This window comes from Photobacterium sp. HL06 (genome assembly GCF_059552575.1).
Genome location: NZ_CM183915.1, coordinates 2523736 through 2538986, shown reverse-complemented (window position 1 = coordinate 2538986; position 15251 = coordinate 2523736). Strand labels below are relative to the sequence as shown.

The window sequence follows — 15251 nt, the reverse complement described above, 5'->3', positions numbered from 1 at the left end:
AAGCTTAAGTAAATCAAGCTATAGACGCAAGAGAAAGTGTCGTTTTTGCATCATAACTTTGAACTTGAGTAGTGGGTGGGGAATTTATAGCCAGTTTTAAGTGCCTTTGTGCATCTATACAGATTGATGCACAAAGGTGCAAATTTTGGATTAACTCTTCACTGGCTTGCGTAGCTCCGATTGACTGAGGCAACGGTTAAGCCATTTGACCAGCATAGGTAAACAGTAGGTAGGTAATTGGATTGCCCCCATCAAGACAAGAAAATCAGGCCCCAGGTAGCTCCCTGCAACGGTAAATGTGAGCAATACATTACGATTAGCTGAAGTAATCGCTGCCAGTAGCCCTTCATCGACGCCGTGACGGCGATAAAACAGGTAACCTGCGATAAAATAAAAGGCACAAATCGCTAATCCGATAACGAGGAAAAAAACACCATCAGAAAATGATTGACTGAAAACTTCCCTAAACGGACCAATGAGGCCAAAGGGAAAGGCCAGCACTAATATAATAGTGACTTGGGACAGCTTGCCATGAACGCGGTGAAGAAGGTTATGAGGGACGAATCGGTAACAAATAGCAGAAAATAGCATTGGGCCGAAGATAAATATCACTAAGCGTTGAACATAGCTCTGCATATCTAATGAAAAACTGTCGTCCTGGAATAGCATCAGATTTACATAGAGCACGATAGGCATGAGTAACGTTGAAGCAATCGTCATTGCCATGGCTTTTAACGGTTCTAAACCAACAGAGCGCGCGATAGCAGGTGTGGCAAAAAGAGAGCCTGTTGCAGCAACGGCTGATATAGCCAGTGTTAGAGAGCCTGAAGCCCCAACAAGAATAGCGATAAGACAGCTAATCATTGCCAGTAGAACGGAATGAAAGCCAGCATATAACCAGATATCACGCTGGGCTAGTAGTTTGACAAGCTGCCCTTGCTGCATGCCTAGCAGGGTAAAGAGCATTAGGCAAAATAAGATATAAGGGAGGTATGGAAAAACAACCGCAGAAGCTGCCGGGAAAGTGAACCCGAGTATAGCGGCGAGTATAAGTAGTAAGGAAGAGTGGCGTGATAACAAGCTCAGCATAAATTTTATTTTCTAATGATTTGTTACGCCATTGTTATACAAAACCAAAGAGGAATGCAAGCCTATGCCAAAGAAGCATCTTAAGGGCGTTTTAGCGGGTATTTATGCATGAAAAACGCAGGTTTAAATAGAGAGAAACTTGCGATCTTAACCAAGCCTTAACACATTATAAAAACTAATCTTGAAATGGAAATATTGTCATTTTTGGAAGGAAAAATAAGCAGTTAAGATTGCCTCAGTTCAAAAATAAATCAAACGAGAGGCAATCATGGCACAGGCAATGAATTTTGATACCATCGCAACTCCTACCGCAATGGATAGAAAAGCCTATGCGGTTAACATCAAAGGATTGATTGCACACGCATTGGATATCATTTTCGGTAGTTCAAAATCCCCAAAACAATACAATGTTTCTGATCTACCTGCTCACCTACAGAAGGATATCGGTCTCTACCGATAGCAGATATTCTGAACAATGGACATTAAAAAACGTCGGCATCTGCCGGCGTTTTTTTATTCTTTAATTTTACTTATCTGACATGTTGCTGGTATGTTGCCAAATCCATCTTTTTTATTGAACTTTTTTGCCATATTTTAATCTTGGTTTAATTTTTCTTTATAAGAATATGGCATTATGACCATGTATGTGTATGAGCCACGGAGATAATTTAAGTGGGTTTTTTCTCAAAATTGTTTGGATTAGATAAAGAAAGCAAAGTTGTTGAAGCGGAGCCTGTGGAGTATGAAGGGTATCTGATTTACCCAGAGCCTATCGCTGAAGGTGGGCAATTTCGTATTGCCGGCCGAATTTGCAAGCAAATTGATGGAGAGATGAAGACTCATACATTTATTCGCTCAGACTTACTTGCATCGAAACAAGACGCTGAATCATTTATGTTGAACAAAGCCAAGATGTTCATTGATCAGACTGGCGACAGCATGTTTCGTTAATTTTTTAGGGTTAAGAATAGGCCAGTACCTGCCGTTGGCTGACTTCTACTCTCACCAGGCAGGTAAAACTATTGGGAAGTAGTTTACTTAAGCAAGATTCGTCAGGGACAGATAGGTTGCAGTACGCCAATAGAGCTTCACGACAATATCTTTTCTTGATGTGTTTTTAACAGCCATTCTGAGTAATCAGGGGGCTGTTTTGGACGATTAATTGGTTAGGCTTGAATGGGCTGGCGATTTATGCAGCTTTTAGCTCGTATTTTGTTAATTTTATTCGTGGTTTGACCTCTGTCCAGGTGTTATAAACGTTCTTTTATTTCTGTTAGAAGGTAACATTCATTGTAAATAACAACGCATATGTTGGAAAGTTTTGTATTATTCCTACAAAGTACTTGATATTACTTTGTGGGTTGGATACAAGAATGTTACTTCTTTGCCAATGTTCAGGGAATAATAATGCAGATTGGTGTGCCAAAAGAGATACTCGCTAATGAAACGCGAGTGGCTGCGACACCTAAAACGGTTGAGCAGCTTTTAAAAATGGGGTTCAGCGTTGCGATTGAGCAAAATGCTGGTATTCACGCAAGTTTCGACAACGCAGCTTTTGAAGCTGCGGGCGCGACTATCGTTTCAACTGAGGAAGTATGGCAGTCAGATCTTATTCTGAAAGTTAATGCGCCGCAGGTAAACGATGAAACGGGTGTTGATGAATTTGACTTGATTAAAGAAGGCGCAAGCCTTGTCAGTTTCATTTGGCCAGCTCAGAATTCTGAGTTGCTAGAGAAATTATCAGGTAAGAACATCAATGTGATGGCGATGGACTCAGTGCCGCGTATATCACGAGCTCAGGCACTTGATGCCCTGAGTTCGATGGCTAACATCGCTGGTTACCGTTCTGTTGTAGAAGCGGCCCACGAATTTGGTCGTTTCTTCACAGGTCAAATTACGGCAGCGGGTAAAGTTCCACCTGCGAAAGTACTTGTAGCTGGTGCCGGTGTTGCCGGTCTTGCCGCTATCGGTGCTGCAGGTAGCCTAGGTGCTATCGTCCGTGCTTTTGACGTTCGTCCTGAGGTAAAAGAGCAGGTTGAATCGATGGGTGCAGAATTCCTCGAAGTTGACTTCAAGGAAGATACCAGCACAGGTGATGGGTACGCGAAAGAAATGTCAGATGATTTCAACAAGGCTGCAGAGCGTTTATACGCCGAGCAGGCTGAAGATGTTGATATCATCATTACTACCGCACTGATCCCGGGCCGTCCGGCACCAAAATTGATCACCAAAGAAATGGTTGACTCAATGAAGTCGGGCAGTGTAATTGTTGACCTTGCCGCCGCTAATGGTGGTAACTGTGCTTACACCGAAGCGGACAAAGTTATCACTACCGCAAACGGTGTGAAGATTATTGGTTACACCGACATGGTCGGTCGCCTACCTACGCAATCTTCTCAGCTATACGGTACTAACCTAGTTAACCTGCTTAAACTTCTTTGCAAAGAAAAAGACGGTAACATCGATATCAACTTCGATGACGAAGTGTTACGTGGCCTGACTGTAATTAAAGAAGGTGAAGTGACTTGGCCTGCGCCACCAATTAAGGTGTCCGCTCAGCCACAGCAGCCTGTTCAAGAAGTAGCGGCACCTGTTGAAGTGGTAGAAGAGCCTACGTCGCCAGCTAAGAAGTACGGAATCATGGCTGCGGGTATTGCTGCATTTGGATGGCTCGCGAGCTACGCGCCTGCAGAATTCCTTGCACACTTCACGGTTTTCGTACTGGCTTGTGTTGTGGGTTACTACGTTGTGTGGAATGTTACTCATGCACTTCACACGCCTCTAATGTCAGTAACTAACGCAATCTCGGGCATCATCATTGTTGGTGCATTGTTGCAGGTTGGTCAGGGGATAGGCTTCGTTACCTTCCTGGCATTTATCGCCGTTCTAATTGCAAGTATCAACATATTTGGTGGCTTTTTTGTTACCAAGCGGATGCTTGAAATGTTCCGTAAAGATAAGTAAGGAGTAACACATGTCTGCAGGAATCGTACAGGCGGCATACATCGTTGCTGCTGTGCTATTTATCATGTCTCTTGCGGGACTATCTAAGCAGGAAACCGCACGTTCAGGTAACTACTACGGCATGGCCGGTATGGCTATCGCGCTTGTGGCGACAATATTTGGCCCTGAAGCTCAAGGTGCTGGCTGGATTATTCTAGCAATGATCATTGGTGGCGCGATTGGCCTCTATCTGGCGAAGAAGGTTGAAATGACCGAGATGCCAGAGCTGGTTGCTATTTTGCACAGCTTCGTTGGTCTTGCGGCTGTTCTAGTTGGTTTCAACACCTTCTTCGATCACGGCGAGCTAACTGGCGCAATGTTGAATATTCACCTAGTGGAAATTTTCTTGGGTGTATTCATCGGTGCCGTTACTTTCACTGGTTCGATTGTAGCTTTCGGTAAATTACGCGGTATTATTGATTCTAAGTCATTGATGCTTCCTCATCGCCATAAGCTTAACCTAGCTGCAGTAGTCGTTTCATTCCTACTGATGATGTATTTTGTCAATGTCGAAGGCTCAACAACTGCGCTAATTATCGTAACGCTGATTGCGTTTGCATTTGGTTATCACCTGGTTGCTTCAATCGGTGGTGCTGATATGCCAGTTGTTGTTTCGATGCTTAACTCATACTCAGGTTGGGCAGCCGCGGCAGCAGGTTTCATGTTAGCAAATGACTTGCTTATTGTTACTGGTGCGCTGGTTGGTTCTTCAGGTGCAATCCTTTCTTACATTATGTGTAAGGCGATGAACCGTTCATTTATCAGTGTTATTGCTGGCGGTTTTGGTACTGACGTTGTTGCATCTTCCGACCAAGATTACGGTGAGCACAGTGAAGCTTCTGCTGAAGAAGTTGCTGAAATGTTGAGTGATGCGAAATCTGTTATTATCACACCAGGATATGGTATGGCAGTAGCACAGGCTCAGTACCCAGTACACGAGATCACTGACAAGCTGCGCAAAAAAGGTGTTGATGTACGTTTTGGTATTCACCCTGTCGCGGGTCGTCTGCCAGGTCACATGAACGTACTGCTTGCAGAAGCAAAAGTACCTTATGATATCGTGCTTGAAATGGACGAGATCAATGATGACTTATCAGAAACTGATGTAGTACTGGTTATTGGCGCGAATGATACGGTTAACCCAGCAGCGATGGAAGATCCAAACAGTCCAATCGCAGGTATGCCAGTATTAGAAGTATGGAATGCAAAACACGTTATTGTATTCAAGCGTTCTATGAACCCAGGTTATGCTGGCGTTCAGAATCCATTATTCTTCAAAGATAACTCACAGATGCTATTCGGTGATGCGAAAGAGTCTTGTAATAAGATCCTTGAACATATCTAATGACGGCATAATGATATAAATATTGAAGGGAGCCATTTGGCTCCCTTTTTTTTTTGCTAATTTAACAACAGCTAAGACAGATTTTTTAATAACATATGTGAATATCAATTCTAACCGCTTTAAACTAATGACAATTTTCTGACATTAGGCTGGAATTGAGTGATACACTTTGCTTATGAAAAAGTATGTCTTATTATTTTCGCTGTTGATTTCCGGGGTAAGTTTCGCCTCAGTTGATAACTTACCCGATCGTCTAAGCGCGGTGCGTTCAGAGCTGCTCAACAGTGAGCCTTTAGCCACATACGACTTTCGACAGCTACAAAGCCGTTTTCCTAATCCCTTGCTGTTGCCATCTAGCTTATTGCCGCAGTCAGCCGCTTATCCGCTTAAGTCATTAAAAAGACTGTATAACAACGCTATTAGTTGTAAAGGCCCATGGCCTGTGAGCCCTCTTGTTACACAGCCAGTCGTGTTTACCCGCGCAATATGTAATAACACCGCATTACCGAAGGGGTGGTTTGTTCGTTCTGGTTATATTCATCCAGGCGGTGGCAGCTATGCCTCTCGTTATTTGGAGAAACATCCTGAGGCGGCTGAACTTCTCGATGGATATCTGCATATCCAGGAGCGGCCGTTATCGCCAACCAATACGATTCTTGGCCGATTGCAACGGATGAGCAGTGATGAAATCCAGGTGTATATCGTGGGGGCGGAGGCATTTATCTCAAATGGTGAGCTCTGGATAAGAAATGGCAACGAATATCATGTTTATGACCAGCCGACCTGGTCTTTTGCTCTGAATAAGTATGATATTAACTTTAGCCGATTGAACCAGGCTGATTTCTGTTTAGTCAAAAGCGGGAACATTTGCTGGCAAGAAGAAGATAAATCACACCTGACATTCTACCTGTTGGTTGGATTGTTAGTGGCTAATGTCGCATTGCTGATCGGCTGGGGTGTTTACCGATTACGTATTCGTCGCCGTGCGATGCAGGAGCGGATGCTAGTACTGCAAATTTTAACCCATGAGCTTCGTACACCGATTGCTAGTTTGGCAATGACCGTAGAAGGATTCAGGCGTCACTTTGATGCTTTGCCTGAAAGTCTATATGATGAGTTCAGGCGACTGACTGAAGACTCACGGCGATTACGCCAGCTTGCTGAAGCCAGCAAAGACTATTTGCAGGCGAACCAGCAGGAGCTGAGTGTTCAGCAAGTTGATTCATTCAATGAGTGGATTGAATATTTAAGTGAACCCTATGAAGATGTGTCCTTGAAGTTAAGTGAAGACAGATCTGTAAACGTGAATATTTACTGGCTGGGTACCTGTATTGATAACTTGTTATCTAATGCCCAGAAGTATGGCACTACGCCGACAACATTAACTTCATCGTTCCGTGATGGAAAACTGATTGTAAGGGTTGAAGACAATGGATCGCTTGGTTCGAAGGACTGGGCAAGATTAAGGAAGCCCTTTGTGAGCGAAAAAGGCTTGGGGCTTGGTCTTACAATTGTTGAATCGATGATTCGTAGAATGGGAGGGCGGATGAGACTTGAAGGCCCTCCTACAACATTTATTTTGGAGATACCGTGTGAATCAAACTCTGCTTCTGGTTGAAGATGACCGCAACCTTGCCGATGGTTTACTCGAGGGCTTGAAAGACGCTGGCTATGAATGCCTGTACGCAGATTGTGCGACTAAGGTAGCTGATTTATGGCCAAATGCCGATTTGGTCGTCTTGGATCGCCAGTTACCGGAAGGTGACTCGTTGGACTATTTGCACGACTGGCTCTTGATTAAGCATGTTCCCGTTATTTTGCTGACTGCAATGGTGTCTGTTTCAGATAAAGTTGTTGGTCTCGACTCGGGAGCAAAAGATTACCTAACGAAGCCGTTTGCCGAAGAGGAGCTGCTAGCAAGAATTAGACTGCACTTACGCAGCACCAGTACAGAAGATGTGCCAGTTGCCAATGTGATTTCAGCGGGCAACATAGATATTGACCTTGATAGTCGAGAAGTTAGACAAGGTAACGATGTTGTTGTACTCACTCGTACTGAGTTTGAGTTGCTTGTTTTCCTTGCCAAAAACTCTGGCCGGGTATTTACCCGTGATGAGCTGCTTGATCAAGTATGGGGTTATAACCATTACCCAACAACGCGTACTGTTGACACCCATATCCTTCAGCTGCGGCAGAAACTATCTGGGATCGAGATCGAAACGTTACGCGGTGTAGGTTACCGGATGAAATCTTCTTAGTGATGAACAAGATATCGCTTACCAGCTCACTGTTATTGCTTCACTCGGTGTTAGTGACACCGAGTGTGGCTGCCAAGTGGTTTACAGGCCAAGATTTATATACTGTCGCACATCAAAGGCTGCTTGAAGGGAAGACGTCCGAAAGTTTCGACAGTATGGTTCAGGCCTGGCAGCAGGAGCCGAACAGTGATCAACAAAACAATCTCAACGCGTTGTTTAAATTGGCTATCACGGAAGATTGCGGACGAAGCCTGGCGCAAAAGGTGCTGCCAGCTTGGATACCTAACTTAGCGATAGAACGTGAAGTTATTCAGAACTTAAATCAGACAATGCTTAAATTGTCGATTACTGGCGTCTCTCAAGCTAATATTGCTGAAATAAAACTCACCCGATGGCCAAACGAAGACATCATTTCCAATGCACCCAGTATTGAGGATGGCGGCTATTTTGCCGTTGAAACCCGTCGCCTCGAAAAACCAATTGGCGCTGGCTTATACCAGCTAACAATTAATACTGACGGTGAGGAAAGCTTCAACCATTGGATTTTGCTGACTGAACCTGCGGTTAAACAGCGAATTGGTTGGAAAGACAGTAAAAATTGGCGAATAGAGCAGGGACGTTTACCTGATCCTGCGTGTCCATCGGCGGTACTCTCGATGAGTATTTACGATTTGAATGATACTACCTGGACCCCTTTATGGACCGAAGACGTTGATGGCAGGTTGCCGACGACACTACCCAAGATAGATGTGCCGGATGGTCGTTACTGGCTAAGTGTAGGGCTGATTGAAAGTCGCTGGCAGGGAGATATTTCAGTATTAGATATTCAGACCATTACTAGGCCTGTCGATTATCCTGGTTTGTAAACTATAGTTAAGTACAGACTAGGGCTATGGTTACCACACGGTTTTTGCTCTATATCGATATATTTCCTTAATATTGCAGGGGATACTTATAAAGATGTATTTCAATTGTATCTTTTAAGGTGTATTATCAATGCATGTTTAGAAGTTGATGTAGGTTTCCCCTATGATGCAGATCCTTGATAGTGAAAAAGAACAACGGATCATTCCTGTTTTTCGCTTAGCTTTTCGTCCCTTTTTTCTTGCGGCCAGTGCATTTTCGGTTGTCGCAATGTTGCTATGGGCCTTATTTTGGTCTGGGAGCGTTAATCTCAGTGCTCTGATGTATGGCAACCCATTGTGGTGGCATAGCCATGAGATGCTATTTGGTTTTGCTGGCGCAATAATTGTCGGTTTTCTGTTAACGGCTGTTCAGAACTGGACAGGAAACCCGGGGGTTAGAGGCTGGAAGCTGGCTTCGATATTTATATTCTGGTTGATTGCCCGAGTGGGTTTATTAGTCGGTAGTCCAAGCATCATATTGATGGCGATTGATTTGGTTTGGATGCCTTTAGCGGCCTATTTTCTTGCCAAGCCGATTGTTATTCGAAAGCAATGGAACAATTTATTCTTCGCTCCACTGATTTTGATTTTAACGTATCTCAATATTCGATTTCACCTGATAGCACTGAACGTAGGTGAAGGTGATCTACGGTCCGTATCATTTATGTCAGTGATGGTAATATCTGTAATTGTCCTGGTTGTTGGAGGCAGGGTGATCCCATTTTTCACATGGCGCGGAACAAATACAGAGCAGATCACGCGGGTTAAATGGATTGAACTAAGTGCTCAAATACCAAGCTGGCTTCTGCTTGTGAATGTCCTGCTACCGATCCCTGAGTCAATCAGCCAAATCACATTACCAATATTGCTTGCTGCGACCGGGTTCTTCCACTTAATTCGATTTGTACGCTGGCGCACGGTTTCGACACTGAAGACACCTTTGCTGTGGCTATTGCACTTTGCTTATATGTTTATGATCCTCGGCATGTTATTGCTCGCTATTCATTTTCAGACTGGTGTAATAGGTTACAGTGTCGCGCTTCATTTCATAACGGTTGGCGGTATTGGTTGCATGATCCTTGCAATGATTGCCCGTGTTTCATTAGGCCATACAGGGCGCAGCTTACAAATTGGTCGTATCATGGTAGCGGCTTTTGTAATCTTAATGGCTTCGGCTCTGATTCGTACCGTTGTGCTGATGTTGTTTCCCACAATGATGCTCAATAGCTATATTATTTCAGCCGTACTGTGGGCGGTGGCATTTATGATTTTCACTGTGGTGTACTATCCAATCTTGACGAAACCTCGTTTGGATGGCCGTCCGGGATAAATAGGTGACAACTCTGCGGATTATCCCTAAAATAACGCTCCCTTTAGTAGAGTAGAATTTACAGTTATGTTTAACAACGTGCCTACATTAACTCACGAACAGCAGCAGAAGGCTGCTGATAAAATCCACGAACTGATGGCCCAGGGTATCAGCAGTGGAGAAGCAATTATGATTGTTGCTAACGAAATTCGTGAAGCTGAAGCAAAAAAGCAAGCGGCACAGAGTGAAGCAGAACAATAACTAACTGCGGTTAGTTATCAGCCTCTCAAGAAAACAGGCACCAGAGGTGCCTGTTTTTTCATCAAAATGTGCGATAAATCTCAACTGTTATATCTATCCTTAGCAAACACTCAGATGCTGAAATAGAATAAAGAAGTTAGGTATTTATAAGGGCTTTTGAACAGGGGGCAGGATGAATAACCGTTACCTGAAAGCACGTACACTTGCTCGAGCTAAACACAAAGATCAGATGTATGGTGCTGTTCCTTATTATGTCCACCTCGAAGCGGTCTCACGGTTAGCTAGTCCATTTGGTACTGATGCGATGATTGTCGCACAGCTACATGATGTTGTTGAAGATACTGAAACTAGTATTGATGAACTGGCAGCTGATTTTGGCTATTTGGTCGCTGATGCGGTTGGTTATATGAGTGATGGTAAGCTTGAAGACAGGAAGTCCAGGAAAGTCGAAGTCAACCATCGTTTGGCTTCCCTTGATATTGATGAAGAAGCGGCCAGAATTGCATTAATTGTAAAAGCATGTGACCGTCTTGCTAATGTCAGAGCAAGTTTACGGAGTACAGAGAAATACTTTAATTTGTATCAGCAAGAGCATCCGAATTTTAAAAAGGCCGTGTACCGTCAAGGGCTCTGCGAGGCAATTTGGTGGGAACTGGATAACTTATTAAAGTACTCCGAAGCATCGTAACGGAATGGCTTGAGAGAGCAGATCGTTTGTAAGAAAGGGGCCTATGGCCCCTTTTGAACATTGAGGGTTACTCTTCGTCGTAGATTGTTGGGATTGGCTGGCGCTTGTGTTGTGTTGCCTGGTAAATTTCCACAAGGCGTTCTGCGACTTCAGTCTCGACAGGCTTGCCTTCCAGGAAGTCATCAATCTGATCGTAGGTTACTAAAAGTGCATGTTCATCGGGCTTCTGCGGTGCCAGTTCTTCCAGATCGGCAGTGGGTACCTTTTTGACTAGCAATTCAGGAGCCCCCAGTGCCGCTGCAAGCTGGCGGACCTGACGTTTGTTCAAGCCGAATAAAGGTGCCAGATCGCAAGCGCCATCACCAAACTTGGTATAGAAGCCTGTGATATTTTCAGCCGAATGGTCTGTACCCAGTACCATGCCCCCCACAAGGCCGGCAATTTCATACTGGGCAATCATACGGGTACGCGCTTTTACATTCCCCTTAACAAAGTCAATCTTGGCGTGACATGAAGGAAGCAGGTCTGTTCCTTCTTCAAGTGCCTTCAGAGTACTTGCGTGCGTACCGTCAACACCGTCTTTGATATTCACGCTAACTGAGTGGGTTGGTTTAATAAAAGAAAGGGCCAATTGCGCTTCATCTTCATCGTGCTGCTCACCGTAAGGCAAGCGTACTGCGATAAATTGATAATCTTGAGAATTACTTTCGTCATTCAACCTGTTGATAGCCAGCTGAGCCAATCGTCCACACAGTGTGGAGTCAACACCACCGCTGATCCCAAGAACAAGGGATTTGCAGTTGGCTTGCTTCAGCTTGCGCTGAATAAAGCTGATACGGCGCTGAATTTCAAAATCGACATCAATTTTTGGTAAAACGCGCATTTCAGCGCGAATAAGCTGTTCCATAGTGAATGAATCCTCAGGGCGTTGCCCAGTTTCTAATCAATTAGCTCAACTGAATGCAAAAAAAAAAGGGTTTTGCATTAAACCTTTGGCAAAATCATGCGATAACTCTAGGACAGGATCAATCCTGAACTAACAATAAAACCAAATTAATGATAAATCGGTATAAAAAAGGGGCATTCTAGTCATGACAGCATCAATTGCCGTGTTTGGTAGCGCATTTAACCCACCTAGTTTGGGGCATAAATCCGTGCTAGAGCGGTTGCATCACTTTGATCGCGTTTTACTTATACCTAGTTATGCCCATGCATGGGGTAAAGTGATGATCGATTATGATGCCCGCTGTGAGCTGGTAGAAGCCTTTATCGATGATCTGGGCTTGCCTAACTTGGAGCTGTCACGTTTAGAACAAGAGATGGCTGTCGGGAATGAACCGATCACAACCTTTGCTGTGCTTAGCGAGCTGCAAGCGCGGATACCCGGTGCTGAGTTTACGTTTGTAGTTGGGCCAGACAATTTTCTTAACTTTGCGAAGTTCTACAAATCTCAAGAAATACTAAATAAATGGCAGATTTTGGCCTGTCCAGAGACTGTCAACGTCAGAAGCACAAAAATACGTGATAATATTGTCAAGAAGCGTTCTATTTCACACTTAACAACGGCAAAAGTCGCTAGAATGCTTAAAGACCGAGCGCGTTATTGCTTCCATGAATATAGTGGAGACCAGTAACTCTCACGGGTAAGCTTGTCACTGTTTTTGGTATCGAAAGGCTTAAGTTTGAGTAGTTGTAAGAAAAAATTTTATACCTATGCTTTCATAGCCAGTTCTTTTATCGCATGGGATGTTTGGGCGATGCCATGCGAACAGTTTACCGCAAGCCAGTTAGCCGGCCTGACGGCTGAAGAACAGAAAACGTATGCAACTTCGTGCTCTCTCGTTAGTGTCGATGCGTCATATGAATCCCAGCCGAACCAGGATGTTAATCAAGGATGGGAGCAGGATGGCAAGCCAGAAAGTGATTTTTGGGATGATTGGACGGGATCAAGTGATTCACCGGTATTGTCGTCTAAATCCGACGCTACCGTATTTTATGGTCTAGGTGTTTGGATGCCTGATAAATATGAGGATCATGATATCCTGACCATTGATGATGCGCAGGAATGGATTAAAAATCACGGTTTACAAATGAGTTTTGGTGTCGGCGGTGAAGATGGCCGTTCACCAAGGGTTAGAGTTGATTATCGTTGGCATGATGAGAACCTTGACGATATATACTTACAAGTTGAAATTCCTTTCCAGTAACAAAAACTCCTCTTCAGCAACAAGAACCCGGCATCTAGTAAAATGTATCATTAAGCGACGCATTAGCGCCGCTTAATGTATTGCATGGTTTATGCTAATTCTTGCCCTAGTATGGGTTTAGCCAGCGCTGAGATGGCTTCCGGTGAAGTCTTAAGAGTGTTTGCAATTTGTTCTAGCTTACGGCCAGAGCGTGATAGCTTAAGTGCTTCACGCATCACGATACATGCTTCAAATTCATTGGTTGAAAATCCAATGAGTTCTGATATTGCTCCTAAAGCAGATTTATCAGTTACCTTGTCACCATTTAGCATTTTGCTTAGATGAGGGTTGTAGTCATTGAGCAAAGCTGGGCAGAGTGAATTTGTTTTCACCTTGAGTGTCGCAACCTGATCAGCCATTACGCGCATCAGGTTTCCTGCTGGCTCGTTCAAGCAAAGAGGTGAACTTTTCTTCGCCTCATAGCGCAGCTCCTTTAGTAGAGCTGTCATTAAAGAAGTAACAGTAAAAAAGCCGGCTTCTTTACATACCGGAGTGGTTAAGCGCGTAGAAAACTCGACTTTATCATACTGAGTACCTGGTAGTACGGTGAGCGCATGCAGGCAATCAAAAGGGAGCCAGAAGCCAGTACCTTTTGTGACCAAAAATTCTTGCTTACCAAGCCGGACAAGCGCAGAGCCTTCAGTGACAACAATCATGTAAGATGTATGACTTTTGCGGCGAGAGCCGACGTGTAGGTAGTTCTGAACGTTGTGTGAAAATTCTATAGCCTGTTTCATAGTAAGTCTCTAGCAAAAAAGCACGCACATATTGTTCTGTTTTAGGCAAACCGTCAATAACTGAGGCCATTAACCATAATATTTGGCGCTTTTTTAGCTAGAATTGCTACTCTAACAACAGACATGTTTACTAAAAATAGGTTAATCTGTCTGAAATCTATACATATTCACGTGGTATGACCTCCAACCACTCAAGTTGTTGCGTCATGTCATTGGGCAAATTGATAAATCTGCGTAAAATGTCGCGGTTTTTATTTTATATGAAGCATAATTGTGCAAACAGATAACGATATTTATAAAGAGATTCGTCCATATAACGATGACGAAGTAAGTGGTGCGATTGAACGCCTTGTAAACGATAAGGAATTTACTACAGCAATCCTAAATTATCGTTTTCCTCAGTTGTCAGGCCTTTTAGGCTGGTTATTGATCCCGTTGATTAAACGCTTTTTGATCAAGAAATGGTCAAGCGTCAAGACCGTAGAAGATGTTCAGTTACAGGTTGCCAAATATATGAATGCAACCATTACTCACTCTTGTGACGGCGTCACTAATAGCGGCCTGGATAAGCTTGACCCGAACCAATCATACCTATTTATTTCAAATCACCGTGATATCGCGATGGATCCTGCGATGGTTAATTGGTGTTTGTTTGAACATAAATTCAGTACAGTTCGTATTGCCATTGGCGATAATCTGCTGAAAAAGCCTTGCGCAACTGAATTAATGCGCCTGAATAAAAGTTTTATTGTTAAGCGTTCGTCGAAAGGGCCACGTGAGATGATGAAAAACCTTGGCCAGCTTTCAAGCTATATTAGCCACTCCCTGGAAACGGGTAATTCAATTTGGATTGCACAAAAAGAAGGAAGGGCAAAAGATGGCAATGATAGAACCGATCCGGCAATTCTGAAGATGTTCTATATGGAAGGACGAAAGCGTAAGCAGTCTTTCAGTGAGTTCATGGCGGGTTTGAATATCGTCCCTGTCGCCATTTCCTATGAAAATGATCCTTGCGACGTTGCTAAAGCTAAAGAGCTGTATGAAAAAGAAACATCAGGCACCTATGAAAAAGGCGAGTTTGAAGATATTGAGAGTATTATTAAGGGTATTGTTGGCGAGAAGCGACGGATTCATGTGAGTTTTGGTGAGGTGATCAAATCATCATTTGAAGCGCCGGAAGAACTAGCTGAAGAAGTTGATCGCCAGATCACGAAGAACTACCACCTTTTCCCAGCAAATTACATTGCGGCCAATCAAGAGCATGAATCTGCAACAGACGCAGAGAAAGCACGCTTTTCTGAAAAATTGGCTGATTTGCCGGAAGGTGTCGTTAACATTCTAAAGAAAATGTACGCATTCCCGGCAGTAAAAAAACAGTAAATAATACGTAGGCAGCAGGTGCTATATCTG

Annotated in this window: 16 protein-coding genes; 13 read left to right on the top strand and 3 right to left on the bottom strand. The window is 43.7% G+C overall.

What is annotated here, in order from left to right; genetic code table 11:
- Positions 1 to 150: 150 nt before the first annotated feature.
- Positions 151 to 1089 (bottom strand): hypothetical protein, encoded by a 939-nt coding sequence (locus tag AC51G0_RS29605; protein WP_496303104.1) that lies wholly within the window; start codon positions 1087 to 1089, stop codon positions 151 to 153.
- Positions 1090 to 1357: 268 nt separating this feature from the next.
- Between AC51G0_RS29605 and AC51G0_RS29600 the strand changes: the two genes are divergently transcribed.
- From AC51G0_RS29600 to AC51G0_RS29555, 10 genes are all read left to right on the top strand, one after another.
- A complete protein-coding gene (locus AC51G0_RS29600) occupies positions 1358 to 1549 on the top strand; it encodes a hypothetical protein (RefSeq protein WP_496303103.1) in 192 nt (63 codons plus the stop codon).
- 212 nt (positions 1550 to 1761) lie between these two features.
- Entirely contained in the window at positions 1762 to 2040 is a 279-nt protein-coding gene (locus AC51G0_RS29595; protein WP_496303102.1) for an HlyU family transcriptional regulator, read from the top strand.
- 456 nt (positions 2041 to 2496) lie between these two features.
- On the top strand, positions 2497 to 4053 hold the full coding sequence (gene pntA / locus AC51G0_RS29590) for a Re/Si-specific NAD(P)(+) transhydrogenase subunit alpha (RefSeq protein WP_496303101.1): 1557 nt from the start codon (positions 2497 to 2499) through the stop codon (positions 4051 to 4053).
- A gap of 10 nt (positions 4054 to 4063) precedes the next feature.
- The gene (pntB, locus tag AC51G0_RS29585) at positions 4064 to 5437 is read left to right on the top strand and encodes a Re/Si-specific NAD(P)(+) transhydrogenase subunit beta (protein ID WP_496303100.1); all 1374 of its coding nucleotides are present in this window, start codon (positions 4064 to 4066) and stop codon (positions 5435 to 5437) included.
- A 175-nt stretch (positions 5438 to 5612) separates the two neighbouring features.
- Positions 5613 to 7055, top strand: a complete 1443-nt coding sequence (vxrA, locus tag AC51G0_RS29580; RefSeq protein ID WP_496303099.1) for a sensor histidine kinase VxrA — start codon at positions 5613 to 5615, stop codon at positions 7053 to 7055.
- Positions 7030 to 7695: a response regulator transcription factor gene (locus tag AC51G0_RS29575; protein ID WP_496303098.1), complete on the top strand. Its 666-nt coding sequence runs from the start codon at positions 7030 to 7032 to the stop codon at positions 7693 to 7695. The genes vxrA and AC51G0_RS29575 overlap by 26 nt, the downstream gene beginning before the upstream one ends.
- Positions 7696 to 7697: 2 nt before the next feature.
- Entirely contained in the window at positions 7698 to 8561 is an 864-nt protein-coding gene (locus tag AC51G0_RS29570; protein ID WP_496303097.1) for a DUF2861 family protein, read from the top strand.
- 163 nt (positions 8562 to 8724) lie between these two features.
- The gene (locus AC51G0_RS29565; protein WP_496303096.1) at positions 8725 to 9930 is read left to right on the top strand and encodes an NnrS family protein; all 1206 of its coding nucleotides are present in this window, start codon (positions 8725 to 8727) and stop codon (positions 9928 to 9930) included.
- A 66-nt stretch (positions 9931 to 9996) separates the two neighbouring features.
- Entirely contained in the window at positions 9997 to 10170 is a 174-nt protein-coding gene (locus AC51G0_RS29560; RefSeq protein WP_128784579.1) for a YoaH family protein, read from the top strand.
- Between the two features lie 172 nt (positions 10171 to 10342).
- Positions 10343 to 10858: a phosphohydrolase gene (locus tag AC51G0_RS29555; protein WP_496303095.1), complete on the top strand. Its 516-nt coding sequence runs from the start codon at positions 10343 to 10345 to the stop codon at positions 10856 to 10858.
- 67 nt (positions 10859 to 10925) lie between these two features.
- On the opposite strand, the gene nadE is transcribed toward AC51G0_RS29555, so the two are convergent.
- Positions 10926 to 11765 carry an NAD(+) synthase gene (gene nadE, locus AC51G0_RS29550; RefSeq protein WP_496303094.1) on the bottom strand — a complete coding sequence of 280 codons (840 nt, stop codon included), beginning with the start codon at positions 11763 to 11765 and terminating at the stop codon, positions 10926 to 10928.
- A 184-nt stretch (positions 11766 to 11949) separates the two neighbouring features.
- Here nadE and AC51G0_RS29545 point away from each other — a divergent pair, with 184 nt between their 5' ends.
- On the top strand, positions 11950 to 12492 hold the full coding sequence (locus tag AC51G0_RS29545) for a nicotinate-nicotinamide nucleotide adenylyltransferase (protein WP_496303093.1): 543 nt from the start codon (positions 11950 to 11952) through the stop codon (positions 12490 to 12492).
- A 48-nt stretch (positions 12493 to 12540) separates the two neighbouring features.
- Positions 12541 to 13065 (top strand): hypothetical protein, encoded by a 525-nt coding sequence (locus AC51G0_RS29540; protein WP_496303092.1) that lies wholly within the window; start codon positions 12541 to 12543, stop codon positions 13063 to 13065.
- Between the two features lie 89 nt (positions 13066 to 13154).
- On the opposite strand, the gene AC51G0_RS29535 is transcribed toward AC51G0_RS29540, so the two are convergent.
- On the bottom strand, positions 13155 to 13841 hold the full coding sequence (locus tag AC51G0_RS29535; protein ID WP_496303091.1) for an AraC family ligand binding domain-containing protein: 687 nt from the start codon (positions 13839 to 13841) through the stop codon (positions 13155 to 13157).
- 273 nt (positions 13842 to 14114) lie between these two features.
- On the opposite strand from AC51G0_RS29535, the gene AC51G0_RS29530 reads away from it, so the two are divergent.
- A complete protein-coding gene (locus AC51G0_RS29530) occupies positions 14115 to 15221 on the top strand; it encodes a 1-acyl-sn-glycerol-3-phosphate acyltransferase (protein WP_496303090.1) in 1107 nt (368 codons plus the stop codon).
- The last annotated feature ends 30 nt before the right edge of the window (positions 15222 to 15251 follow it).